Source organism: Ruegeria sp. CDSB114, from assembly GCF_059611025.1.
The window spans coordinates 144,612-167,972 of sequence record NZ_JBXWOT010000005.1; the positions used below are offsets into that span (position 1 = coordinate 144,612).

24 protein-coding genes are annotated in these 23,361 nt (G+C 57.4%); 19 read left to right on the forward strand and 5 right to left on the reverse strand.

Annotated features, from left to right (window positions below; all coding sequences use genetic code 11):
* The first annotated feature begins 39 nt into the window (after positions 1–39).
* Together AC2FIP_RS13755 and AC2FIP_RS13760 are read left to right on the forward strand one after the other, a co-directional pair.
* Positions 40–507: an SRPBCC family protein gene (locus tag AC2FIP_RS13755; RefSeq protein WP_142636970.1), complete on the forward strand. Its 468-nt coding sequence runs from the start codon at positions 40–42 to the stop codon at positions 505–507.
* 24 nt (positions 508–531) lie between these two features.
* Positions 532–999, forward strand: a complete 468-nt coding sequence (locus AC2FIP_RS13760) for a GNAT family N-acetyltransferase (RefSeq protein ID WP_496786861.1) — start codon at positions 532–534, stop codon at positions 997–999.
* A gap of 1 nt (position 1,000) precedes the next feature.
* On the opposite strand, the gene AC2FIP_RS13765 is transcribed toward AC2FIP_RS13760, so the two are convergent.
* Positions 1,001–1,834, reverse strand: a complete 834-nt coding sequence (locus tag AC2FIP_RS13765; RefSeq protein ID WP_271949791.1) for a prephenate dehydratase — start codon at positions 1,832–1,834, stop codon at positions 1,001–1,003.
* Between the two features lie 119 nt (positions 1,835–1,953).
* Between AC2FIP_RS13765 and AC2FIP_RS13770 the strand changes: the two genes are divergently transcribed.
* From AC2FIP_RS13770 to AC2FIP_RS13790, 5 genes are all read left to right on the forward strand, one after another.
* Positions 1,954–2,463 carry a c-type cytochrome gene (locus tag AC2FIP_RS13770; RefSeq protein ID WP_496750441.1) on the forward strand — a complete coding sequence of 170 codons (510 nt, stop codon included), beginning with the start codon at positions 1,954–1,956 and terminating at the stop codon, positions 2,461–2,463.
* A 174-nt stretch (positions 2,464–2,637) separates the two neighbouring features.
* Entirely contained in the window at positions 2,638–4,542 is a 1,905-nt protein-coding gene (locus AC2FIP_RS13775; RefSeq protein WP_496697671.1) for an extracellular solute-binding protein, read from the forward strand.
* 9 nt (positions 4,543–4,551) lie between these two features.
* Complete coding sequence (locus AC2FIP_RS13780; RefSeq protein WP_142636962.1) at positions 4,552–5,637, forward strand: microcin C ABC transporter permease YejB; 1,086 nt, start codon at positions 4,552–4,554, stop codon at positions 5,635–5,637.
* A complete protein-coding gene (locus tag AC2FIP_RS13785; protein ID WP_142636960.1) occupies positions 5,638–6,744 on the forward strand; it encodes an ABC transporter permease in 1,107 nt (368 codons plus the stop codon). It begins immediately after the preceding gene.
* The gene (locus tag AC2FIP_RS13790) at positions 6,741–8,318 is read left to right on the forward strand and encodes an ABC transporter ATP-binding protein (protein ID WP_496709407.1); all 1,578 of its coding nucleotides are present in this window, start codon (positions 6,741–6,743) and stop codon (positions 8,316–8,318) included. Before AC2FIP_RS13785 ends, AC2FIP_RS13790 begins: the two co-directional genes overlap by 4 nt.
* A gap of 19 nt (positions 8,319–8,337) precedes the next feature.
* On the opposite strand, the gene AC2FIP_RS13795 is transcribed toward AC2FIP_RS13790, so the two are convergent.
* The gene (locus AC2FIP_RS13795; RefSeq protein ID WP_496786862.1) at positions 8,338–10,266 is read right to left on the reverse strand and encodes an elongation factor G; all 1,929 of its coding nucleotides are present in this window, start codon (positions 10,264–10,266) and stop codon (positions 8,338–8,340) included.
* A gap of 207 nt (positions 10,267–10,473) precedes the next feature.
* Entirely contained in the window at positions 10,474–11,829 is a 1,356-nt protein-coding gene (hemN, locus tag AC2FIP_RS13800; protein WP_496786864.1) for an oxygen-independent coproporphyrinogen III oxidase, read from the reverse strand.
* A gap of 61 nt (positions 11,830–11,890) precedes the next feature.
* Here hemN and fnrL point away from each other — a divergent pair, with 61 nt between their 5' ends.
* A complete protein-coding gene (gene fnrL, locus AC2FIP_RS13805) occupies positions 11,891–12,634 on the forward strand; it encodes a transcriptional regulator FnrL (protein WP_281973102.1) in 744 nt (247 codons plus the stop codon).
* A 73-nt stretch (positions 12,635–12,707) separates the two neighbouring features.
* On the forward strand, positions 12,708–12,962 hold the full coding sequence (locus AC2FIP_RS13810; protein WP_142636950.1) for a GlsB/YeaQ/YmgE family stress response membrane protein: 255 nt from the start codon (positions 12,708–12,710) through the stop codon (positions 12,960–12,962).
* A gap of 28 nt (positions 12,963–12,990) precedes the next feature.
* Here AC2FIP_RS13810 and AC2FIP_RS13815 read toward each other — a convergent pair whose 3' ends face one another.
* Positions 12,991–13,830, reverse strand: coding sequence for a universal stress protein (locus AC2FIP_RS13815; protein WP_142636947.1), 840 nt, complete (start codon positions 13,828–13,830; stop codon positions 12,991–12,993).
* Between the two features lie 195 nt (positions 13,831–14,025).
* On the opposite strand from AC2FIP_RS13815, the gene ccoN reads away from it, so the two are divergent.
* From ccoN to ccoP, 4 genes are read left to right on the forward strand one after another with little or no spacing between them, the layout of a single operon-like run.
* On the forward strand, positions 14,026–15,633 hold the full coding sequence (gene ccoN, locus AC2FIP_RS13820) for a cytochrome-c oxidase, cbb3-type subunit I (protein ID WP_142636945.1): 1,608 nt from the start codon (positions 14,026–14,028) through the stop codon (positions 15,631–15,633).
* A 14-nt stretch (positions 15,634–15,647) separates the two neighbouring features.
* Positions 15,648–16,376, forward strand: a complete 729-nt coding sequence (ccoO, locus tag AC2FIP_RS13825; protein ID WP_142636943.1) for a cytochrome-c oxidase, cbb3-type subunit II — start codon at positions 15,648–15,650, stop codon at positions 16,374–16,376.
* Positions 16,377–16,387: 11 nt separating this feature from the next.
* On the forward strand, positions 16,388–16,600 hold the full coding sequence (locus tag AC2FIP_RS13830) for a cbb3-type cytochrome oxidase subunit 3 (RefSeq protein ID WP_142636941.1): 213 nt from the start codon (positions 16,388–16,390) through the stop codon (positions 16,598–16,600).
* Complete coding sequence (gene ccoP, locus AC2FIP_RS13835) at positions 16,597–17,460, forward strand: cytochrome-c oxidase, cbb3-type subunit III (RefSeq protein WP_496702629.1); 864 nt, start codon at positions 16,597–16,599, stop codon at positions 17,458–17,460. The genes AC2FIP_RS13830 and ccoP overlap by 4 nt, the downstream gene beginning before the upstream one ends.
* 103 nt (positions 17,461–17,563) lie before the next feature.
* On the opposite strand, the gene AC2FIP_RS13840 is transcribed toward ccoP, so the two are convergent.
* Entirely contained in the window at positions 17,564–17,746 is a 183-nt protein-coding gene (locus AC2FIP_RS13840; RefSeq protein WP_496697681.1) for a hypothetical protein, read from the reverse strand.
* A 100-nt stretch (positions 17,747–17,846) separates the two neighbouring features.
* Between AC2FIP_RS13840 and AC2FIP_RS13845 the strand changes: the two genes are divergently transcribed.
* The 6 genes from AC2FIP_RS13845 to secE all read left to right on the forward strand — a co-directional run bounded on the left by AC2FIP_RS13845 (position 17,847) and on the right by secE (position 23,324).
* Positions 17,847–18,722, forward strand: a complete 876-nt coding sequence (locus AC2FIP_RS13845) for a LysR family transcriptional regulator (RefSeq protein WP_496709410.1) — start codon at positions 17,847–17,849, stop codon at positions 18,720–18,722.
* 100 nt (positions 18,723–18,822) lie between these two features.
* Positions 18,823–20,250 carry a cytochrome c oxidase accessory protein CcoG gene (gene ccoG / locus AC2FIP_RS13850; RefSeq protein ID WP_281973105.1) on the forward strand — a complete coding sequence of 476 codons (1,428 nt, stop codon included), beginning with the start codon at positions 18,823–18,825 and terminating at the stop codon, positions 20,248–20,250.
* 2 nt (positions 20,251–20,252) lie between these two features.
* Positions 20,253–20,711: a FixH family protein gene (locus AC2FIP_RS13855; protein WP_496697684.1), complete on the forward strand. Its 459-nt coding sequence runs from the start codon at positions 20,253–20,255 to the stop codon at positions 20,709–20,711.
* Between the two features lie 3 nt (positions 20,712–20,714).
* Complete coding sequence (locus tag AC2FIP_RS13860) at positions 20,715–22,892, forward strand: heavy metal translocating P-type ATPase (RefSeq protein ID WP_496786865.1); 2,178 nt, start codon at positions 20,715–20,717, stop codon at positions 22,890–22,892.
* 5 nt (positions 22,893–22,897) lie between these two features.
* Positions 22,898–23,056: a cbb3-type cytochrome oxidase assembly protein CcoS gene (gene ccoS, locus AC2FIP_RS13865; RefSeq protein ID WP_142636927.1), complete on the forward strand. Its 159-nt coding sequence runs from the start codon at positions 22,898–22,900 to the stop codon at positions 23,054–23,056.
* Between the two features lie 70 nt (positions 23,057–23,126).
* Positions 23,127–23,324, forward strand: a complete 198-nt coding sequence (gene secE / locus AC2FIP_RS13870) for a preprotein translocase subunit SecE (RefSeq protein ID WP_142636925.1) — start codon at positions 23,127–23,129, stop codon at positions 23,322–23,324.
* The last annotated feature ends 37 nt before the right edge of the window (positions 23,325–23,361 follow it).

Genomic DNA, 23,361 nt, shown 5'->3' on the forward strand with positions numbered 1-23,361 from the left:
AAAATACTGGGCGAATAGGCAAGAGAACGATAACCCACCATGCAATTCTCCGCACGTGAAGATATTCAGGCCCCCGTCAACGCAGTGTTCGAAATGTTTGCGGATTTCGAACGGTTCGAGCGGATGGCAATGCGCCGCGGGATCGAGGTCCGGCGTTTGTCAGGGCATATGGGCGTTGTGCCCGGTACATCCTGGGAGACCGAGTTCCGTATGCGCGGAAAGCCTCGGCGCGTGGAAATCAATATGGCCGAATGTGATCCACCGACCCATATGCGGTTCGAGGCGGCAAGCAAGGGAATGAATGGCTCAACCAGGGTCGAGTTTCTGGCCCTGTCGCAACGTAGAACCCGGCTGACCGTGGATATGTCGCTATCGGCCAAATCCCTGCCTGCACGGCTGTTGCTGCAATCGCTCAGATTGGGTCAGTCGCGGTTCCGGCGACAGTTTCAGGCCCGCCTCAGCGAATTCGCGCGGGAAATGGAAGAACGTCATCTGCACGGTTCTTGAGAATTCCGAGACAAGAGGCCCTGAATGTCTGATGTGATATTGCGCAGCGCTGTTGTGGATGACGCCAAAGGTATTTCCGAGGTCCTGCAAGAGATCGTGACCGCCGGTAAGCGCACCAAACCCAGCGATGAGAGTTTTGCCAAAGAGCATTACATCAGCCACCGCGGTAGCATCCAATGCACCGTGGCGGTGCAGGGTTCACAGGTATTGGGCTTTCAGGCGCTGAAACTGGCCTTCGAGGGAAACACTTATGGCGTAACAGCCGGTTGGGGCATCATCGGAACACATATCCGCCCGTCAGCCGCGCGCATGGGGGTCGGGCGGGCCCTGTTTCAGGAAACGCTGCTGGCGGCCCGAGCCGCAGGTCTACTTGCAATAGACGCGACCATTGGAGCGCAAAATGCCGAAGGCCTCGCCTATTACGCAGCCATGGGATTTGTCGATTACCGCTCACATGAAGGGGCGATGTGCAAGAAATACCGGCTGGGTTGAGCTAGCCGCGCGGCTGGACTGCCGGATAGACGCCCAGAATCTCGACATTGGTGGTAAAATGTTCCAGCTCTTCCAGGGCCAGTTGTACATTGCGGTCATCGGGGTGTCCGACAATATCCGCATAGAACTGGGTGGCCGTAAATGACCCGTCGACCATATAGCTTTCCAGCTTGGTCATGTTGACTCCGTTGGTGGCGAACCCGCCCATCGCCTTATACAGCGCTGCTGGGATGTTACGGACCTGAAACACAAAGCTGGTGATCATCCCGTGCGCCCCGCGCCGCGACAGGTCCGCATCGCGTGACATGATCAAAAAACGCGTGGTGTTGTCGTCGCTGTCCTCGATATGGCGGGCCAGGACGTTCAGGTTATAGATCTCTCCGGCCAACTCGCTGGCCAGCGCGGCAGAATGCAGTTCGGCAGCCTCGGAGACCTCGCGCGCGGCGCGGGCATTGTCCGGGCTGACGCGTCCGTGAATGCCGTGCTGCTTCAGGAACCCAGCGCATTGTGGCAGCAGTACCAGATGCGAATGCGCTTCGGTGATGTCGCTCAGCTTGGCACCGGGGACGGCCAACAAATTGATGTGTACGCGAACAAAAGCTTCATCGATGATATGCAATCCGCTATGGGGCAGCAGGCGGTGAATATCGGCCACCCGCCCATAGGTCGTATTTTCGACCGGAAGCATCGCCAGGTCTGCTTTGCCGGACCGAACTGATTCGATCACATCCTCAAATGTGCGGCAGGGCAGGGCCTCCATATCGGGACGAGCGTTTCGGCATGCCTCGTGGCTATAGGCACCGGGTTCTCCCTGAAATGCGATACGTTTTGTCATTTGGTCGATTCCGTGCAACAAGTTCCAGAATTGGGCGTTTAGTCGCGGTGTCTATACCTTGCCTCTTGTAAGGGGAAGCCTTAGACACCCCGCAGACAGCTGAAATGGACTCGCGATCAATGTTCGACACGATGACAGTTACCAAGGCCGCAGCAGGCCTGTTTGGCACCTTCCTGGTGCTGCTTCTGGCCAAATGGGCCGCAGAAGAGCTTTACCACGCCGATGCCCATGGCGAGACGGCTTCGTACATCATCGAAACCGAAAGCGCAGGCGAAAGCGCCAACGGTGAAGAGGTAGTATTTGAAGAGCTGCTGGCCGCCGCCGACGTTGAGAAAGGTGCCAAAGTTTTCCGCAAGTGTACCGCGTGTCACAAGCTGGAAGACGGTGCAAACGGCACAGGCCCTTATCTGTATGGTGTCGTTGACCGCCCTGTTGCAACGGCCAACGGTTTTACCGGCTACTCGGCGCCGATGCAGGCCCATGGCGGCAACTGGACACCCGAAGCCCTGGATGCCTTCCTGACCCGGCCAGCCAGCTATATCTCGGGCACATCCATGAGCTTTGCTGGCCTGAAAAAACCGCAGGACCGTGCCGATCTGATTGCCTATCTGCAGACAATCGGCAACTGATGCCAGACCGGCACATCTGAAATTCAAAGCCGCTGCCCCGTGCAGCGGCTTTTTTTGTATGAAGAAACCTTCACAATGCGCTCACGCATTCTAAACTTGAATCAGTCAACGCTGGACCTTTAGCTTCGTTCAGGCGCAAGACTATAAGAAGTGACGCAACAGGGGATGAGCCAAATGGAATCCAACCGACAGATTGTTCAGGCACGTGCATTGGATTTCAGAGGTTGGTTGACCATACCGATTACCGGCTTTTTGCTGCTTACGCTCTTGACCTCTCAACTGTTTGCCGAAGAGACCATCATCAAAAGCCACGGATTCTCGGAATTTGGCGATTTGAAATACCCTGAAGGGTTTGCCCATTTCGATTATGTAAATCCTGATGCGCCGCGCGGCGGAGAGTTGTCTTATGCAGCGCAAGGGACATTTGATAGTTTCAACCCCTACACGCGGCAGGGCCGCGCGGGTGCGCGTTCTGCGGATCAGTATGAATCCCTGATGGTCGCGTCCTATGATGAAACGGCCACTTACTACGGTCTGCTGGCAGAAAGCCTTGAATACCCGGAAAGCCAGGATTGGGTCATCTTCAACATGCGACCTGAGGCGCGGTTTTCCGATGGAACCCCGGTGACTGCCGAAGATGTTGTGTTTTCGCATAATCTGCTGCTGGAACAGGGGTTAAAATCCTATGCCGACGCCGTCCGCGAGATGATTCCGCGTGCCGAAGCGCTGGATGATCATCGGGTTAAATTCTACTTCGCACCGGATATCCCGCGCCGTGGCCTAATAAGTCAGGTTGCCGGGACATCTGTGTTTTCCAAGGCCTGGTTTGAAGCAGACCCCGAAAACCGGCGGCTCGACAAATCCCGGCTTGAGCCCGGTATCGGATCCGGACCTTATGTTTTGGACAGTTATGACATCAACCGGCGCATCGTCTACAAGCGCAACCCGGACTATTGGGGCGACCACGTTAATGTGAATGTTGGCCGCAACAACTATGACTCCATCCGGATCGAATATTTCGCGGACTCGATTGCTGCGATGGAAGGGTTCAAGGCGGGCACGTTCACACTGCGCCAGGAAAACAATTCAAAAAGCTGGGCAACGGCCTATGATTTTCCTGCCATAGCAAACGGAACAGTGGTTCGGGTAGAGCTGGAAGACGGGGATGTCCCCAACGCTTCGGGCTTTGTCATGAACCTGGACCGACCGCAATTTCAGGATCCCAAGGTGCGCGAAGCCGTCCAGTTAGGGTTCAACTTCGAATGGACGAATGAAAGCTTGCAATATGGCCTGTTTCAGCAGCGCGACTCATTCTGGCAGGGAACTCACCTAGAGGCGACGGGGCTGCCCGAGGGGCGTGAACTGGAGGTTCTGCAAAGCCTGGGCGATGCGCTGGACCCTGCGGTACTGACCGACCAACCGGTCGTTGCCCATGAATCCCGCGCCGAGCGTCAGAATGATCGTCGCAATCTGCGCGCCGCGATGAAGCTGCTGGATGAGGCCGGTTGGCAGGTGGGCGAAGACGGTATCCGCCGCAATCAAAACGGTGAAGTACTGGCCATAGAATTTCTGTCAGACCAGCCGACTCTTGATCGTATCATCCAGCCATTTGTCGCTAACCTTAGGACGATGGGCATAGATGCGACCTACAATCGTGTGGACAATGCGCAATTCACCCTGCGCCGCCGTGACCGGGATTTCGACATGATTTTCGGCGGGTACCCAAGTTCGCTGCAACCTTCGACGGGACTATACCAGCAATTCGGAACCGAGGCGGCCTCGTATTCCGTATTCAACCCGTCCGGTGCGTATGGCCCGGATATTGAACCGTTGATCGACAACATCGTGGCAGCGACCAACAGCGAAGAGTTGTTTGCCAATGTTCGCGCCCTGGACCGTGTTTTGCGGGCCAAGCGGATCATGGTGCCCACTTGGTATTTGGGCAAATACTGGGTTGCCTATTGGGACATGTATGAATACCCGGAAAACCTGCCGCCTTATTCATTGGGTGTCGAAGACCTGTGGTGGATCAACGCCGAGCAGGAAGCCCAGTTGAAATCCTCCGGCGCCTTGAGGTAATCCGCCCAAATGGGAGCATATATTCTAAGACGCCTGCTGCTGGTCATTCCCACACTGCTGGGAATCATGATCGTCAACTTCACCCTTGTGCAGTTTGTGCCAGGCGGCCCGATTGAACAGATCATCGCCCAGATGGAGGGTGGTGGAGATGTATTTGAAGGTATCGCTGGCGGTGGTGGCGATATCGAACAGCAGACCGGCGGCACAAATGACCGCTATATCGGCGGGCGTGGCTTGCCGCCTGAATTCATCGAAGAACTGGAAAAAGAATTCGGGTTCGACAAACCGCCCTTGGAACGGTTTCTGAATATGATGGGTAATTACCTGACTCTGGATTTTGGCGAGAGCTATTTCCGGTCGATCAGTGTGACCGATCTGGTGCTGGAAAAGATGCCGGTGTCTATTTCGCTAGGGCTTTGGTCGACGCTGATTGCCTATCTGGTGTCGATCCCTCTGGGTATTCGCAAGGCGATCAGGGACGGATCAAGCTTTGACACCTGGACCAGTGGCGCCATCATCGTGGCCTATGCCATCCCGGGATTTCTGTTCGCCATTTTGCTGTTGGTGCTATTTGCCGGTGGGTCCTATTGGCAGATCTTTCCGTTGCGGGGGCTTACCTCGGACAACTGGGACAGTCTGAGTGTATTTGGCAAGATTGCCGATTACTTCTGGCATATCGCGTTGCCGATCCTAGCGCTGACCATCTCGGCCTTCGCAACGCTCACCTTGCTGACCAAAAACTCGTTTCTGGACGAGATTAAAAAGCAATATGTCATGACCGCCCGCGCCAAGGGCCTGAGCGAAAGCCGGGTGCTGTACGGCCACGTGTTCCGCAATGCGATGCTGATCGTAATCGCGGGTTTTCCGGCCGTCTTCATCGGTGTTTTTTTCGGAGGGTCAATCATCATCGAAACCATCTTTTCGCTGGATGGATTGGGTCGCCTTGGGTTCGAGGCGGCGGTCGCGCGCGATTACCCGGTTATCTTTGGAACGCTGTTCATCTTTGGCCTGATGGGTTTGGTGGTCGGCATCATCAGTGATCTGATGTATGTGTTGGTTGATCCGCGCATCGACTTTGAAAAGCGGGAGGGGTAAATGGCGCTTTCCCCCCTGAATCAGCGCCGGTGGCGCAACTTCCGTCGCAATGGCCGGGCGTTCTGGTCGCTGATCATCTTCTCGATCCTGTTCGGCCTGTCGCTATTTGCTGAATTTATCGCAAATGACAAACCGATCCTGGTGAAATACCGCGGTGAGCTTTATACGCCGATCTTCAATTTCTACCCAGAGACCGAGTTTGGCGGTGATTTCCAAACCGAAGCAATCTATCGCGACCCCGAAGTGCGTTGTCTGATAGACAGTGGTGGTTTGGATCAGTGCTTTGACGATCCTGACGGTATTATCGAACAGATCGAGGCCGGATCCTTTGCCGCCGACGGGTTCGAGCGCGGCTGGGCCATCTGGCCGCTGATCCCATACTCTTTCAAAACCAGCGTTGATCGGCCGGGCGCAGCCCCACTGCCGCCCAATGGTCAGAACCTGCTTGGCACCGATGACACCAAGCGCGATGTGCTTGCACGGGTGATCTATGGGTTCCGTCTGTCCATTCTGTTCACGCTGATGGTCACAGGTGTTGCCAGCCTGATCGGTATCTTCGCAGGCGCCATTCAAGGTTTTTTCGGCGGCTGGCTGGATTTGATCTTTCAACGGATCATCGAGATTTGGTCGGCCACCCCATCGCTTTATGTGATCATCATCATGTTCGCTATTCTAGGGCGCAGTTTCTGGTTGCTGGTGTTGCTCATGATCCTGTTCAGCTGGACCGGATTGGTTGGCGTTGTTCGAGCTGAGTTCCTGCGGGCGCGAAACCTGGAATATGTCCGGGCGGCGCGGGCGTTGGGCGTCAGCAACAGGACGATCATGTTTCGCCACATGCTGCCCAATGCAATGGTCGCCACGCTGACCTTCATGCCCTTCATCGTTACCGGAACGATTGGCGGGCTGGCCTCGCTGGATTTTCTGGGCTTCGGCCTGCCGTCCTCGGCCCCGTCACTTGGCGAGCTGACCTTGCAGGCAAAACAGAACTTGCAGGCCCCTTGGCTGGCCTTTACCGCCTTTTTCACCTTTGCCATCATGCTGTCGCTTCTGGTCTTCATTTTCGAAGGCGTCCGCGATGCGTTTGATCCCAGAAAGACCTTCTCATGAGCCTGCTGGATGTAAACAACCTCAAGGTTTCGTTCCGGCAGGACGGGCAGGTCAGTGCGGCGGTCAAGGGTGTGTCCTTCACGGTGGATCGTGGGGAAACCGTGGCTTTGGTAGGGGAATCCGGGTCCGGAAAATCTGTGACCGCCTTGTCGACCGTCTCGCTGTTGGGAGACAGCGCGATTGTCGAAGGTTCGGTGAAATATGACGGGCAAGAGATGATCGGGACGTCCGAGCAACATCTGATGGATGTGCGCGGCAACGACATCAGCTTCATCTTTCAAGAACCGATGACATCGTTGAACCCGTTGCACACGATCCAGAAGCAGATGGCAGAATCGCTGGCGCTGCATCAGGGGGTGGTGGGCGACGCGGCCCGTGATCGGATTGTCGAGTTGCTGACGAAGGTTGGTATCCGGGACCCGAAGGATCGGTTGGACAGCTATCCGCACCAACTTTCGGGCGGACAACGGCAGCGCGTGATGATCGCCATGGCGCTGGCCAATAAGCCGGACATTCTGATCGCAGATGAACCGACCACGGCGCTGGACGTGACCATTCAGGCACAGATACTCGAGTTGCTGGCAGACCTGCAGAAAGCCGAAAACATGGGGATGCTGTTCATCACCCATGACCTTGGCATCGTGCGCCGGATCGCCGATCGAGTTTGCGTCATGAAGGACGGAGAGATTGTCGAAGCCGGTGCAACCGCGGACATCTTCGAGAACCCTCAGCATCCCTATACCCGGAAATTGCTGGCGGCCGAACCGTCGGGCCAACCCGATCCGGTCGCCGCGGATGCAGAAGAGGTCGCCCGCACCGATCACCTGAAAGTCTGGTTCCCGATCCAGCGCGGCTTTCTCAAGCGAACTGTCGGCCATGTTAAGGCGGTGAATGACGCCAGCCTCAGCGTGCGCGCCGGCGAAACCGTGGGGATCGTGGGCGAAAGCGGGTCGGGCAAGACCACGTTGGCGCTGGCCATCATGCGGCTGATCGCGTCCGAGGGTGGTATCACCTTTCGCGACCAGGATGTGCGCCGTTGGTCCACACGCGAATTGCGCCGGTTGCGCAAGGATATGCAGATTGTGTTTCAGGACCCGTTTGGCAGCCTGAGCCCGCGCATGACCTGTATGCAAATCATCGCCGAGGGTCTGGCAATCCACAAGGTTGATCCACACCGCGCCCCGCGCGATCTGGTGGCGGATGTGATGACGGAAGTGGGGTTGGACCCGGCGTCGATGGACCGGTATCCGCACGAGTTCTCGGGCGGGCAGCGGCAGCGTATCGCCATCGCACGTGCGATGGTGCTACGTCCCAAACTTCTGGTGCTGGATGAGCCGACAAGCGCGCTGGACATGACGGTTCAGGTGCAGATCGTAGACTTGCTGCGAGATCTGCAGCGGAAATACGGGTTGGCATATCTGTTCATCAGCCATGACCTAAAAGTTGTCCGGGCGATGTCACATAATGTCATCGTTATGCGGAACGGTGACGTGATTGAAATGGGCGCTGCCGAAGACCTGTTCGAAAACGCGCAGACAGATTACACCCGCGAATTGATTGCGGCAGCGGGCTGAAGCCCGCTCTCCGTGTTTTTCACGCGTTTGCGGTTTCCCGTGTTGCCGCTTTCGGTATCGGGCCGCGCAGTTCTTCATAGTGATCAAAGCTTAACTTTACCCAACCGGTGCCGCGCGTGGCGCTGGCCAGGGTGCGATGCAACTCATCCTCGGCCACGGCAGGGAGTTGGGCATTGAAAATCTCCCAGCCCGAAGCGTTGGGGTTGCCTTCGAATCCCAGCACTTGACCCTGTAAGGAACTGATCGTGGGGACAAGGTCGCCGACAAAATCGGATGGCAGGTGAATCTCTGCGTTCAGAATGGGTTGCAGGACCACCGGTTTGGCCTGAGGCAGCGCCTCGCGTACGGCGTTCTTGCCTGCGGTGCGGAAAGCATAATCGGAACTGTCCACATTGTGGTGTTTGCCGTCACTCAGCGTGATTTTGACATCAACAACAGGGAAGCCCTCGGGCCCCTGCTCCAGCGCGTCCTTGGCCCCGTGTTCAACTGAGGGAATATAGTTGCGCGGCACCGAACCGCCTTTCACGATCTCTTCGAACTGAAACCCTGATCCGCGCGGCATGGGCGTGACCGAGATCACGACATCTGCAAACTGACCCGCACCACCGGATTGCTTGCGGTGACGGTGGCGGTGTTCGATGGGCGCACGGATGGTTTCGCGATAGGCGGTCTCGATCGGGTCGGCCACGATTTCAATCCCGAAATCTTCGGCCAGTTTGGCGGTGATCCGGCGCATGTGCTGCGGGCCTTGAGAGCCCAGCACCGCATGGCCGGTCAGCTCATCCTGTTCCAGATGGAGACCGGGGTCGATCTCGACCAGACGGGTCAGAGCGTTCGACAGGCGCACGTCATCTCGCTCATGCGCGGGTGATACGATCTGACGTTGGGCGACTGGATGTGATGATGCCCATTCCGGCAACGGAGATTCGGATTTGCTGTCGTAAATATTGCCTGGGATCAGGTGATCGGATTTCACGGCCAGCCCGATCTGACCTGCCTCCAGCCCGGAAATCTGGGTCTTGGCGTCAAGTGTCGTCAGATTGCCGACTGTCTCACCTCCCAAAGCTTCATGCGCACGCACGCCATCTCCCAGGCCACGAAGGACGATGATCTTGCCGATATGTTTCTTCACGTCCGCGAATCCCGCAATGGCGCGGGCAGTCTCGGTGGCCTCATCGCGGTTGGCGGCAATGTTGAACTCAGGAGCTTCGTGCCGCAGGGCTTTCATCAGGCGGGTCAGGCCATTGCCATGGCTGGCCGCGCCCAGACAGGCGGGGATCAACTGGTGGTTCTGCAAAACCTGCGCGGCCAGATCGTAGATCTCGGCACTTGCGGGCTGTTTGTCTTCGATCAGCTGCTCCAACAGGTGATCGTCAAAATCCGACAGCGTCTCTAGCAGCTCGGTGCGGGCTTCTTGTTCGCGGTCCTCGACCGAGTGCGGCAGTTCGATCAGGGCCGAGGGCTGGCCTTCCTGATATTTCCAAGCCCGCTCCGAGATCAGATCGACCGCGCCGACTATTGTCTCGCCGTCGCGAATAGGGACCTGACGTAGGGCGATGTGGTGGGAGCAGTAGGTCTGTAGCGCGGCGATGATATCCCGGATACGGCCATTTGGGGCATCCATCCGATTGATGAACAGGAAACAGGGAATGCCCGCCTCTTCAACCAGCCGCAGATAGGGCGCGCACAAGACAGCCGCGTCTGGGTCCGGCGGGACAACCACAACCGCCGCATCCGAAATCGCCATGGCTGGTCCGACATAACCCAGATTGTCGCTGCCCCCGTCCACATCGATCGCGCACCAGGGCTCGTCCAAGTAAGAAAAACCGTGCAAGTGCACGGTTCCGGAGACATCGAATGTGGTGGGTCGGTTGTCGAGGCGGCTTATGGCCTCGACCAGGGTTGTCTTGCCAGATTGGCTGGGGCCGAGGACGGTGAATACGCGCATGAGTGATGTCCCTCTTTTCAGGTTGCAGTAATACCTGCACGAAAAGGGCCGACCCACACGGCTGCGTGGGCGAGGACTGACTGCGAATTCACCTGCCTCAGGGTTCGGATCGTTCCGCCCAAGTGTGAAGACAACCAGAGGCTCGCGTCAAGCCCCTGTACTGGTATCTAAGCGGCGGGCCGCACAACCGGGCCCACCTGTAAGCGATCAGATCGCCGAGCTGTGGCCTGCCTTGCTCAGGTCATAGGCGTCAAAGCTGCGGGCAATCATTCGGGTCAGCGGCCGGGCCTCGGGTGGGATGAAGAGGCCATCCTTGGTGACGTGTAGCAGATTGTTGAAGTCGGTATTGGCCCTCTGGTACATCTCGTTCAGCTCTTGGGCGGATATGTTGTGGTCACGCAGAATCTCAGCCGAATTGATCTCAAAATCACACATCAGCGCTTCGATCAGACGTGCGCGCAAAATGTCCTGCCCTTTGAACAAATGTCCGCGCGAGGTTGCAAAGCGCCCCTCGCGGATGGCTTTCGTATAGGCCGATGTTGCCGGTGCGTTCTGGGCGTAGCCCTGAGGAAACCGCGAGATCGAGCTTGCGCCCACACCGATCAGCACCTCGGCCTGATCATCCGTATAACCCTGAAAGTTCCGTTTCAGTCGCCCGGCCCTGAGCGCATGTGTCAGACCATCATCCTGCGTGGCAAAGTGGTCAATTCCGATCTCTGCGTAATCATCCCAGAGGAACAGTCGACGGGCTGTCTCGAACAGCTCCAGACGTTGCTCGGGCGTGGGCAATGCGTCCGAAGGAATCAACTGTTGCCGTTTGGCCATCCACGGCACGTGGGCGTATCCATACAGCGCAACGCGGTCGGGGTTCAGTGACAGCAGTTTCTGTACGCTTTCTGTCATCCTTGATTTGGTCTGATGCGGCAGACCGTACAGGATATCAGCGTTCAGGCTGGTAATGCCGCGGGCACGGATCATGTCCACAGCTGCGCGCGTGGTGTCATAGCTTTGGACGCGACCGATAGTTTTCTGAATCTCATCGTCGAAATCCTGCACGCCGATCGAGGCACGGTTCATGCCCGCTTCGGCCAACGCGTCCAGTCGGGCCTGGTCAATCTCGTTCGGGTCGATTTCTACCGAGAATTCAGCACCCGGGCCCAGCGGTACAACATCCAGAATGCGTGTGGCCAGATCCCGCATCAGATCGGGATTCAACAGCGTTGGTGTGCCACCGCCCCAGTGCAGACGCGACAGGGTGACGCCTTGAGGCAGGCGCGCGGCCAGCAGATCAAGCTCGGCCTTGAGGACGTCGACATAGGCGATGACCGGGTTGTCAGTTTGCGTCCCCTGTGTTCTGCAGGCACAAAACCAACACAGCCTGCGGCAGAAGGGCACGTGTATGTACAACGAGACGGAGCTGCCGGGTTTGATGCCGGTAATCCAGTCTTCGTAAAGGTTTACCCCCAAATCATTGCTGAAGTGAGGGGCTGTTGGATAGCTTGTGTAGCGCGGTACTTTCGCGTCAAATAGTCCAAGCTTTGCAAGTTGTGGTTTAACTATCATGGCGATACCGTTAGAGGACGGCACGCCTAGCAACCTTGATAGAGATCAAGTGGGAACGCGCATGACACAGATTTTCAAAATCGATCATACAAACTGTGAAGATTGTCCAATCCGCCACAGAGCAGTCTGCGCGCATTGCGATGTTCATGAGCTGGAGCTTCTTGAAGGTATTAAATATTATCGCAGCTTCGAGGCTGGGCAGACAATCATCTGGTCCGGTGATCAGATGAATTTCGTGGGCTCGGTCGTGTCGGGGATCGCTTCTTTGACTCAGACCATGGAAGATGGGCGCACGCAGATGGTTGGCCTTTTGCTGCCCAGCGATTTCGTCGGTCGTCCCGGTCGAGATTCAGCGCCTTACGACGTCGTGGCAACGACTGACATTGTCATGTGCTGTTTCCGTAAGAAGCCGTTCGAAGAACTGATGGGTGCTACTCCGCATATCGCGCATCGTTTGCTTCAGATGACATTGGATGAGCTGGACGCTGCCCGTGAATGGATGCTGGTGCTGGGGCGCAAGACTGCGCGCGAAAAAATCGCAAGCCTGTTGTCCATCATCGCGCGCCGGGATGCGTCGATTGGGCAGAACGGAAGTTCCAGCCCAATCGTTTTTGATCTTCCGCTGACGCGCGAGGCGATGGCAGACTACCTTGGCCTTACACTGGAAACCGTCAGCCGTCAGATATCCGCCTTGAAGAAAGACGAGATCATCTTGCTAGAAGGCAAGCGCCGTGTATCTGTTCCGGACATGGGCCGGTTGATGGAAGAGGCAGGCGACGATTCCGATGGCGGATATCTGGTGTGATTCACATACGGCGTGACCCGTTGTCTTAACCGTGGTTTAGTGGGACCAGTGAAACTGCGTCAGGAGTTAAGTCATGGGATTCAGCAGCCTTTTGGCCATGCTGCTTATTGGTGCCATCGCGGGATGGTTGTCCGGAAAGATCATGGAAGGCCGGGGATTCGGCTTGATTGGTAACATCATCGTTGGCGTTGTCGGGGCATTTCTGGCCGGGCTAATTTTCCCAGCCCTTGGTTTTGCCGTTGGCGGCGGTCTGGTCTCGTCAATTATTTTCGCCACCATTGGGGCAATCATTCTGCTTTTCCTGATCGGCCTTGTGAAACGCGGATAAGAGCCGCCCGCTGGGCGGCTCTGCCGTTTCAATGTGCCATGAACACCGGAACAGTCGATTGTTCCAGCATATTGCGTGTCGCGCCGCCCAGGATGGCTTCTCGGAATCGGGAATGCCCATAGGCGCCCATGACGATCATATCTGTTTCGGTATCCGTCGCATGGCGGTTCAGGATGTCCGATACACGCGACATTGTTTTGCTGAGCACGTCGATTTCGCACTTAACTCCGTGGCGCGACAGCATCTGGGACAACAACCCACCGGGGTCCGAGCGATCCGGCCCATGCGTTGGTGGGTCGATCACCACGATCCGCACCTGATCGGCCCCGATCAGGAAGGGTAGGGCGCAGCGAATTGCGCGCATGGCTTCGACGCTTTCGTTCCAGCCGACCAAGACAGTACCGGGCTTGTCAAAAGGCGTCGTGTTTTCGGGAATGACCAGAACCGGAGCGTGACCTTCGAACATGGCTGCCTCGACGATAGGCTCTGCTTCGACGCTGCGGTCTTTTCCGTAAGGTTGCGGCAAAATAACAAGGTCCGAGAACCGCGCCCGATGGGCAACGTGGCGACCAATATCGGCAATCTGGGCCACGCCGCTTTCCGCAGACCAGCGTACGCCGGAACTGTTCAGATAGGTCTCTGCATAGTGCAGGGTGTCCTCGGCCTCTGCTTTGGCGCGGGACAGGGTCTCCTGCAGAATCAGCGCGTTGGCGCCAGCATAGTAATAGCCGGTCTGACTGCGATCGACCCCCAGGCACAGGGCTTCGGCATGCGCATCCTGGGCTGTGGCCAGGGCTGCCATCTGTGCCAGCGCCGGGGCCGATTGTTCCGTTTCCGTTAGAACTGTGAGAAGGGACTTATACGCCATCTTGACCTCTTGCCTCCAGGGCCGTTCCGTCCGCGACATTCCGGCCAAATCATTTCTGTAGCCTTGTCATAATATTCGCTATTCTGTCTTGATACAGATCAAAGCAGTTTGGGCTGTCCTCGGACAAAACAACGACCAGTCAAATGGGTTCCGCGACAAAAAAGAATCGCGCGGAGCATGGCAAAGGGACGCAATATGTCAAATTACATCAAGCTGATCGTGCTTGGTCTGATCGTGCTGTTTGCAGCGATCGGGACCAATTATGCACGCGATTTGGCGTATCAGGTGCATGCAATTCTGGTGATGTTGATCGCCGCGGGATTGTTCATCTGGACGCTTAGAAACACGGATGAGCCAGATATCCTCATAGATCGTTCAGGCGAATACATGGACGATGTGGTCCGTTACGGCGTAATCGCGACGGCCTTTTGGGGCGTGGTTGGTTTTCTTGCCGGGACATTCATCGCCTTTCAGCTGGCCTATCCGGTGCTGAACTTTGAATGGGCACAAGGATATCTGAATTTTGGCCGATTGCGTCCGCTACATACATCGGCGGTTATCTTTGCCTTTGGCGGCAACGCACTAATCGCAACGTCCTTCTACGTCGTCCAGCGGACCAGCGCCGCGCGCCTGTGGGGCGGCAATCTGGCATGGTTCGTTTTCTGGGGCTACCAGCTGTTCATTGTGCTGGCTGCGACCGGGTATGTGCTGGGCGGAACCCAGTCCAAGGAATACGCCGAGCCGGAGTGGTATGTCGATCTGTGGCTGACCATCGTCTGGGTGGCCTATCTTGCCGTGTTCCTGGGAACAATCGTCAGGCGGAAAGAGCCTCATATCTATGTGGCGAACTGGTTCTACCTGGCCTTTATCGTTACGGTCGCCATGCTGCATCTGGTCAACAACATGACTATCCCTGTCAGCATCTGGGGTTCGAAATCTGTCATCGTCTGGTCAGGCGTTCAGGACGCAATGATCCAGTGGTGGTACGGCCACAACGCTGTGGGCTTTTTCCTGACAGCCGGCTTTCTGGGTATGATGTACTACTTCATCCCGAAACAGGCCGAGCGACCGGTGTTCAGCTACAAGCTGTCGATCATCCACTTCTGGGCGCTCATCTTCCTGTATATCTGGGCCGGACCGCACCACTTGCACTATACCGCGCTGCCCGACTGGGCCTCGACACTGGGCATGGTGTTCTCGATCGTGCTGTGGATGCCGTCCTGGGGTGGCATGATCAACGGCCTGATGACCCTATCGGGTGCGTGGGACAAGCTGCGTACGGACCCGGTGATCCGGATGATGGTGATTTCGGTCGGCTTCTATGGCATGTCCACTTTTGAGGGCCCGATGATGTCGATCCGAGCGGTTAACTCTTTGAGCCACTATACCGACTGGACCATTGGTCACGTGCATTCGGGTGCGCTGGGTTGGAACGGCATGATCACCTTTGGTGCGCTGTACTTCCTGGTTCCTGTCTTGTGGAAGCGTGAGCGTCTGTATTCGTTGCAAATGGTCAGCTGGCACTTCTGGCTCGCCACTATCGGCATCGTGCTCTACGCCGCGTCGATGTGGGTGACAGGTATCATGGAAGGCCTGATGTGGCGCGAAGTGGATGCCAACGGTTTCCTTGTGAACTCGTTCGCCGACACCGTGGCTGCCAAGTTCCCGATGTATGTGGTGCGAGCTCTGGGTGGGGTCATGTTCCTCGCTGGCGCGCTGATCATGTGCTACAACCTGTGGATGACTGTGCGGAAAGCGCCGGCCAAAGAGGCCAGCCTGACCGTCGCGGTCCCGGCTGAATAAGGAGGGCCGGAGCAATGGCAATTCTCGACAAACATAAGATCCTCGAGACCAACGCGACCCTCCTGCTGATCTTCAGCTTCCTGGTCGTGACCATCGGTGGCATCGTGCAGATCACCCCGCTGTTCTATCTTGAGAACACCATCGAAAAAGTGGAGGGCATGCGCCCTTACACCCCCTTGGAAATGGCGGGCCGTGACATCTATATCCGCGAAGGCTGCTATGTCTGCCACAGTCAGATGATCCGCCCGATGCGGGATGAGGTCGAGCGCTATGGCCACTACTCGCTGGCGGCTGAATCAATGTATGATCATCCGTTCCAGTGGGGGTCCAAACGCACCGGCCCTGATCTGGCCCGTGTCGGTGGTCGTTATTCTGACCAGTGGCATGTGGATCACCTGCGCAACCCGCAGTCGGTGGTGCCTGAATCTGTAATGCCGAAATACGGCTTCCTCGAGCATCGCAAGATTGACGGTAAGTATATCGGTGATGTCATGAAGGCGAATGCGCTGGTAGGCACGCCCTATACCGAAGAGATGCTGGAGAACGCCGTTGCGGATTTCCGGGCGCAGGCCGATCCCGACAGTGACTATGACGGCCTGCTGGAACGCTATGGTGACAAGGTCAGCGTGCGGAACTTCGATGGTCAGCCCGAGCTGACTGAAGCGGATGCGATGGTCGCTTATCTGCAGATGCTGGGAACGCTGGTCGATTTCTCGACCTTCACCCCAGACGCGAACCGGTAAAGGAGGGTGTGATGGAAGAATATACACTCTTACGGCAATTCGCGGATAGCTGGATGTTGCTGCTGCTCTTTGTTTTCTTTGTTGGGATCATAATCTGGGTTTTCCGCCCGGGATCCAGCAAGGAATACAAGGACACCGCGAATATCCCGTTTCGGCATGATGATGCACCAGCGCCCCTGCGGGGCGACGACAATCCCGCCACATCCAAGGAGGCGCGGCAATGAGCAAGACACCTGAAAAACAGCCGGGTGATCCGAGTACAACCGGCCACAGCTGGGATGGTATCGAAGAATTCGAAAACCCGATGCCGCGCTGGTGGTTGTGGACATTCTACGCCACCATCTTCTGGGCGGTAATCTATACGATCATGTATCCCGCATGGCCCTTGGTTCAATCCGCCACTGCTGGCGTTTTGGGCTGGTCCTCTCGCGCTCTGGTACAAGAAGAGATGATTGCGTTTGAAGAGGCGAATGCCCCTTGGAACGCCAAGCTTGTGGAAACATCGCTTGAAGATATCTCGGCAGATCCCGAACTGCAGCAATACGCGGCGAATTCCGGGGGCGCGGTGTTCCGTACCTGGTGTGCGCAATGCCACGGCTCAGGCGCGCAGGGTGCACCAGGATTCCCGAACCTGCTGGATGACGCCTGGCTGTGGGGCGGTTCGCTTGAGGATATCGAGACCACAATCGCCTATGGCATTCGCAACGAGGAAAGCGACGATGCGCGCTATTCCGAAATGCCTGCATTTGGCGAAATCCTGGAACATGACGAGATCACCCAAGTGGTTCAATACGTGATGTCCCTGACCAATGCGCAGACTGATGACGTAGCTGCGCAGGCAGGCAAGGTTGTCTTCGAAGATAACTGTTCGTCCTGTCATGGCGAGGATGGCACTGGTGACGTCTTTCAGGGCGCACCCAACCTGACCGATGCGATCTGGCTCTATGGTGGCGACGCAGAGGCATTGACTGAGACCGTGACCAATAGCCGTTTCGGTGTAATGCCTGCTTGGGAAAACCGCCTTACGGACGCGCAGATCCGCGCTGTGACGGCCTATGTCCACCAGTTGGGTGGCGGTCAGTAAGGCCAAAAGAATACCTTCGGACGGTTCGCCGCCCGAAGGTTAAGGCACCGGCTGTTCTCTCTGTTCGCGCGTTTCCTGAACAGCCGGTGCTACTATTATCAGACTACAGGCCCCCATTGGTGCAGTCCAGATGCGCCTTTTCGCGCGGGCCAGACTTTTCAATCCACCAGTGATGGTCCGGCAGCCAACTGCCGCGCGCAAGGTCGCGGCAATCTGTGCCAATGCCTTTGCCGTCAGCCTCTGTTTTGGTGGCTACCATGAAACTTCGTGCCAGTATCGCAAGCATCTGATCCCTCCTGGATTGTGTTGCCGCTGTTATCAGGATTGATCTTTAGCCTGATAAATGCGACTCAATTACCATTCCAATATGTAAGTAGGACTTACAGATGAACTGGATGGATATGCCGCCGCTTGCGGCTTTACGCGCCTTTTCTGCCTTTGCTGAGACTGGAAATGTTGTTCAGGCAGGGGCGTCGCTGAATGTCAGTCACGCAGCGATCAGCCAACAACTGCGTGCGCTTGAAAAACACCTGGATCTGGCCCTTCTGGACCGATCCGGTAAATCCATGACCCTGACGGCCGAGGGTAAGGTTCTGGCGCGTGCCCTGCATTTGGGATTTGGGGCCATAGGTGCGGCGGTCACTGACCTGAAGCGTGCAACCGAGGATCGCCCGGTCCACGTATCGCTGACGGCCTCTTTCGCAGCTTCGTGGCTTATGCCGCGCTTGCCCGCATTTCAGGCCGAGCATCCAGGCATTCACCTTGCGCTGGATCCTTCGCCCCGGTTGGTCGATCTGCGCCCGGGCGGCGTGGATCTGGCGATCAGATATGGGGCAGGGGACTGGCCCGATGTGACGGCCGAACTGCTGTTGCAAAGTCCGATCGTGATTGTCGCTGCGCCATCCCTGTTGACTGGGCGGGCACCTGTGACACCCAAAGCACTCAGCCGTCTGCCCTGGCTTGAGGAGTTCGGCACAACGGAGGCAACGCAATGGCTGGCCCGTCACGGCGTGGACCACAGCCCCGGCGCTGGCCGCATCGCCTTGCCGGGAAACCTGCTGCTTGAGGGAGTGCGCGCCGGGCAGGGTGTGACGGCCACCGTGCGGCATTTTGTCGAAGCGGATATCATTGCGGGTCGATTGGTCGAACTGTTCCGCGAACCCGACGGGCGCGGATACCATATTGTCACTGGTAATATGCCGCTTCGTCCTGGGGTGAAGATATTTATCAGGTGGCTCAGGCGGCAAGCTGGTAAGATGTGACAAAAGGTGTCTTTACGATGCGCTTTTGACCCATGTCAAAGTGGCTGCCCGTATGATCTGGAAGAAGACGCCGTAGAACAGCTACATCTGGAGCCAGCCCGTGAGCGATTCCGACCCCGCCCCCAGCCTATACGCAGCGCGCGAACCGATCTTTCCCCGCCGCGTGTCCGGCCCGTTTCGCAACCTGAAATGGTTCATCATGGCGGTCACGCTGGGGATCTACTATGTCACACCCTGGATCAGATGGGATCGCGGTCCCAGCCTTCCGGACCAGGCGGTGCTGCTGGATCTGGCCAACCGGCGCTTTTACTTTTTCTGGATCGAGATCTGGCCGCACGAGTTCTATTTCGTGGCCGGGTTGCTGATCATGGCCGGTCTGGGCCTATTTCTGTTTACATCGGCGCTGGGGCGCGTGTGGTGCGGCTATGCCTGCCCGCAGACCGTCTGGACTGATTTGTATATCTTGGTCGAGCGCTGGATCGAAGGTGATCGAAACGCCCGTCTGCGCCTGCATCGTCAGAAAAAGATGGATTTCCACAAAGCCAGGCTGCGCGTCACCAAATGGGTCGCCTGGCTGTTTATTGGTCTGGCAACGGGTGGTGCCTGGGTGTTCTATTTCGCGGATGCGCCAACGCTGGTCCGTGACCTAGTGACCGGAAATGCACATCCGGTCGCCTATACAACCATATTGATCCTGACGGGGACGACCTTTTTGTTCGGTGGGTTCGCACGCGAGCAGATCTGTATTTACGCCTGTCCCTGGCCGCGCATTCAGGCCGCGATGATGGACGAGGATACCTTGGTGGTTGGGTATCGCGAATGGCGCGGTGAACCGCGCGGCAAAGGCAAGCGGACCGCGGATTCCGATCTTGGGGACTGCATTGATTGCATGGCCTGTGTGAATGTCTGCCCTGTCGGTATCGACATCCGCGACGGTCAGCAGCTTGAATGTATCACCTGTGCGCTGTGCATCGACGCCTGCGATGACATGATGGCCAAAATTGGCAAGCCGCGTGGCTTGATCGACTACATGGCGTTGAGCGACGAATCGAGTGAACGCGCCGGTCATCCGCCCAAGAATGTCTGGAAACACATCCTGCGGCCTCGGACCATCATGTATACGGGTATGTGGTCTGCGGTTGGCTTCGCGCTTTTGTTCGCCCTGTTCATCCGGTCTGACATTGATCTGACCGTAGCGCCGGTGCGAAACCCGACATTTGTAACCCTTTCTGACGGCACTATTCGTAACACTTATGATGTACGACTGCGGAACAAACATGGCGAGGACCGCCCATTCCAACTGACCCTGTCCGGTGATCCGGCCCTGAAGATACAGATCGAGGGGGTTGAAGGTGAGACTGTCAATGTGACGGCGGATACGGCACAGTTGACCCGTGTTTACATCGTCGCATCGGGCGACACCGGGCCAGCAACTTTGGATACGACGCCGGTCCGCATCTGGGTCGAAGACCTGCAGAGCGGTGAGCGCGCCTATAAGGACACCACGTTTAACGGACGAGGGAACTGAACATGGCTGAACGTAAATTCACCGGCAAACATGCGCTGGCTGTGTTCGTTGCATCCTTTGGCGTGATCATCACGGTGAACCTGGTTCTGGCCTATAGCGCGGTGAAGACCTTTCCGGGGCTCGAGGTCAAGAATTCCTATGTCGCCAGCCAGGAATTCAACGAACGCCTAAAGGAACATCAGGCGCTGGGCTGGTTTATCCGCGCCGAGATTTCGGGCGGCTTGCTGATCCTGCATATAACCGATCAGACGGGCGCACCGGTCAAGGTGGCTGACCTGCAGGCCGTTGTGGGCCGCGCGACCCATGTAAAAGATGATTTTGCTCCTGATTTCACATTCGACGGGACTGCATATGCGACTCCGGCATCGCTGGGTCCGGGCAACTGGAACATTCGGCTGGTTGCCAAAGATCACAGCGGGGCCGAGTTTGCACAGCGCGTGCCGCTTTATGTGAAAGGCTAGGGGATGTCTGCGCAGATGTCCTCTGGCACCGCAGCTTGCCCCGGCTGTATCGCCGCCCCGGCAGAGCCCGCAAGGCCGATCCCGCAGGATGTGCAGATCGCGCTGTCATTGCCGGGAATTCACTGCTCGGCCTGTATTGCCACGGTCGAGCGTGAATTGAATGCCCAGCCCGGCGTAGAGGACGCGCGCGTGAATCTGACCTTGAAACGCGCGATGGTCAAAGCCGCGCCCGATCTGCGGGCCGCCGATCTGATCCCAGTGCTTGAACGCGCAGGCTTTGAGGCGCACGAGCTGGACCCTGGATCCCTGTCTGCCACGCAGTCCGGCAAGGCTGGTCGCGACCTGTTGATGCGGTTGGCGGTGGCTGGTTTTGCCTCGATGAATGTAATGTTGCTGTCTGTCTCTGTCTGGTCAGGGGCAACCGATGCAACGCGGGACTTGTTCCACTGGATTTCGGCAGCGATTGCTTTGCCTGCGATCGCGTTTTCGGCGCAGCCTTTCTTTGCTAATGCCTGGAGCGCCTTGCGCGTCGGTCGCCTGAATATGGATGTGCCGATCGTGTTGGCAATCCTATTGGCATTGGCCACATCGCTGTGGGAAACCGCGCTGAGTGGTGAGCACGCCTATTTTGACGCCGCCCTGACCCTGACGTTCTTTCTGCTGGCCGGTCGCTATCTGGATTACCGTACCCGCGCCGCCGCCCGATCCGCAGCCGAGGAGTTGACCGCGTTGGAGGTTCCGCGCGCGATCAGGCTGGCCGATGGTCAAGAAGTTGAGGTGCCCGTCGCAACGCTGAGCGTGGGTGATCTGATCCTGGTACGTCCCGGAGGCAGGATGCCGGTGGATGGCGAAATCGTTTCCGGGCAATCCGAGCTCGACCGATCGCTGCTGACGGGTGAAACCTTGCCGGTATTTGCGGAAACCGGTCTGACGGTCAGTGCTGGTGAGGTAAATCTAACGGGTCCATTGACCGTACGGGCGACAGCCGTGGGTGAGGATACCTCGCTGCACCGCATGGCCGATCTTGTGGCCATCGCGGAATCTGGGCGGTCGCGTTATACTTCGCTGGCGGATAAGGCAGCCAAGCTTTATGCACAGGGCGTGCATATCCTGTCGGCGCTGAGCTTTCTGGGCTGGTATATCTATTCCGGCGATATCCGCACCGCGCTGAATATCGCAGCGGCGGTGCTGATCATCACCTGCCCTTGTGCGCTGGGTCTGGCCGTTCCGGCGGTGACGACGGCGGCCTCGGGCCGGTTGTTCCGCAAAGGGATGCTGATCAAACACGCCACAGCGTTGGAACGCCTGGCTGAGGTGGATACGGTTGTGTTCGACAAGACGGGAACGCTGACCTCGGGAACGCCGGAGCTGACCAATCTTGCGGATCATGCGCCCGGCGATCTGAAAATTGCACTGGCACTGGCCGAGGCCTCGTCGCACCCGCTCTCTGTTGCGCTGGCGCAGGCTGCCCGTCAAGCGGGGGTCACGCCTGCAAATGTCGAGGGGATCTCTGAAGTTCCCGGGTACGGCACCGAAGGCATCTTTCAGGACCATCCCGTGCGTCTGGGACGCGCCGAATGGACCGGTGGGCAAGAGGCTGAACAAACTGCGGCCTGGCTGTCGTTAGCAGGGCGGGCGCCTTCAGTGTTCTTGTTCTCCGACACATTGCGCGCCGGTGCGGCTGAGGCGGTTCAGGCGTTTCGCGATGAGGGGAAAAAGGTCATTTTGATCTCGGGCGATACGCAAGGCGCGGTTGAGACGCTGGCCGGTAAGCTGGGGATAGAGACATGGATGGCGCAGGCCCTGCCGCAGGACAAGGCAACCCATGTGCAAAGCCTGCGGGATCAAGGCTGCCACGTCCTGATGGTTGGTGACGGGCTGAACGACACGGCGGCGCTGGCCGCGGCGCATGTGTCGATTTCACCGGCCTCGGCGCTAGATGCTGCGCGCGTGGCATCCGATATCGTGCTGTTGGGTAACGACCTGTCGCCGATTGCGGGTGCCTGCGATACCGCGATTAAGGCAACGAAACGGATTCGCGAGAACTTCCGTATTGCAACCATCTATAATATCATTGCAGTGCCGCTGGCGGTTGCGGGCCTAGCCACGCCGCTGATCGCGGCATTGGCAATGTCGACCTCGTCCTTTACCGTTTCTCTGAACGCGCTGCGGCTAAGGTGATCTGAATGGAAGTTCTGGCCTATCTCATACCGATTTCCCTGCTTTTGGGAGGGGTTGGCCTGTTTGCGTTCATCTATACCGTTCGGTCGAACCAGTATGACGACCCTGAAGGCGATGCGCGCCGCATTCTAAGCGACGAATGGGACGATAAGCCCAAGCCCTGACGGCCCCCTTGAAATTGCCTCAATGCCCGGTTATGTCCGGCCCATCCGCTAGCAGAGAGAACAAAGCCAAATGGCAACTATGAATCCGATCCAGTTTATTCAGCAGGTCCGTGCCGAGGTTTCAAAGGTCGTCTGGCCAACCCGCCGCGAGGTGTTGCTGACCACGGTCATGGTGTTCATCATGGCAGCACTGACGGCTGTGTTCTTTGCGCTGGTCGATCTTGGTATTCGTGGTGGCCTGCAGCTGATTCTGGGCATGTTCGGTTAAACCGGGCCGGGCAGGTCGGAAACGTCGCTGCCCCCTT

Coding starts and splice junctions, on each gene's coding strand:
- AC2FIP_RS13755 (WP_142636970.1), top strand. CDS start 40: ATGCAATTCTCCGCACGTGAAGATATTCAGGCCCCCGTCAACGCAGTG.
- AC2FIP_RS13760 (WP_496786861.1), top strand. CDS start 532: ATGTCTGATGTGATATTGCGCAGCGCTGTTGTGGATGACGCCAAAGGT.
- AC2FIP_RS13765 (WP_271949791.1), bottom strand. CDS start 1,834: ATGACAAAACGTATCGCATTTCAGGGAGAACCCGGTGCCTATAGCCAC.
- AC2FIP_RS13770 (WP_496750441.1), top strand. CDS start 1,954: ATGTTCGACACGATGACAGTTACCAAGGCCGCAGCAGGCCTGTTTGGC.
- AC2FIP_RS13775 (WP_496697671.1), top strand. CDS start 2,638: ATGGAATCCAACCGACAGATTGTTCAGGCACGTGCATTGGATTTCAGA.
- AC2FIP_RS13780 (WP_142636962.1), top strand. CDS start 4,552: ATGGGAGCATATATTCTAAGACGCCTGCTGCTGGTCATTCCCACACTG.
- AC2FIP_RS13785 (WP_142636960.1), top strand. CDS start 5,638: ATGGCGCTTTCCCCCCTGAATCAGCGCCGGTGGCGCAACTTCCGTCGC.
- AC2FIP_RS13790 (WP_496709407.1), top strand. CDS start 6,741: ATGAGCCTGCTGGATGTAAACAACCTCAAGGTTTCGTTCCGGCAGGAC.
- AC2FIP_RS13795 (WP_496786862.1), bottom strand. CDS start 10,266: ATGCGCGTATTCACCGTCCTCGGCCCCAGCCAATCTGGCAAGACAACC.
- hemN (WP_496786864.1), bottom strand. CDS start 11,829: ATGATAGTTAAACCACAACTTGCAAAGCTTGGACTATTTGACGCGAAA.
- fnrL (WP_281973102.1), top strand. CDS start 11,891: ATGACACAGATTTTCAAAATCGATCATACAAACTGTGAAGATTGTCCA.
- AC2FIP_RS13810 (WP_142636950.1), top strand. CDS start 12,708: ATGGGATTCAGCAGCCTTTTGGCCATGCTGCTTATTGGTGCCATCGCG.
- AC2FIP_RS13815 (WP_142636947.1), bottom strand. CDS start 13,830: ATGGCGTATAAGTCCCTTCTCACAGTTCTAACGGAAACGGAACAATCG.
- ccoN (WP_142636945.1), top strand. CDS start 14,026: ATGTCAAATTACATCAAGCTGATCGTGCTTGGTCTGATCGTGCTGTTT.
- ccoO (WP_142636943.1), top strand. CDS start 15,648: ATGGCAATTCTCGACAAACATAAGATCCTCGAGACCAACGCGACCCTC.
- AC2FIP_RS13830 (WP_142636941.1), top strand. CDS start 16,388: ATGGAAGAATATACACTCTTACGGCAATTCGCGGATAGCTGGATGTTG.
- ccoP (WP_496702629.1), top strand. CDS start 16,597: ATGAGCAAGACACCTGAAAAACAGCCGGGTGATCCGAGTACAACCGGC.
- AC2FIP_RS13840 (WP_496697681.1), bottom strand. CDS start 17,746: ATGCTTGCGATACTGGCACGAAGTTTCATGGTAGCCACCAAAACAGAG.
- AC2FIP_RS13845 (WP_496709410.1), top strand. CDS start 17,847: ATGAACTGGATGGATATGCCGCCGCTTGCGGCTTTACGCGCCTTTTCT.
- AC2FIP_RS13855 (WP_496697684.1), top strand. CDS start 20,253: ATGGCTGAACGTAAATTCACCGGCAAACATGCGCTGGCTGTGTTCGTT.
- AC2FIP_RS13860 (WP_496786865.1), top strand. CDS start 20,715: ATGTCTGCGCAGATGTCCTCTGGCACCGCAGCTTGCCCCGGCTGTATC.
- ccoS (WP_142636927.1), top strand. CDS start 22,898: ATGGAAGTTCTGGCCTATCTCATACCGATTTCCCTGCTTTTGGGAGGG.
- secE (WP_142636925.1), top strand. CDS start 23,127: ATGGCAACTATGAATCCGATCCAGTTTATTCAGCAGGTCCGTGCCGAG.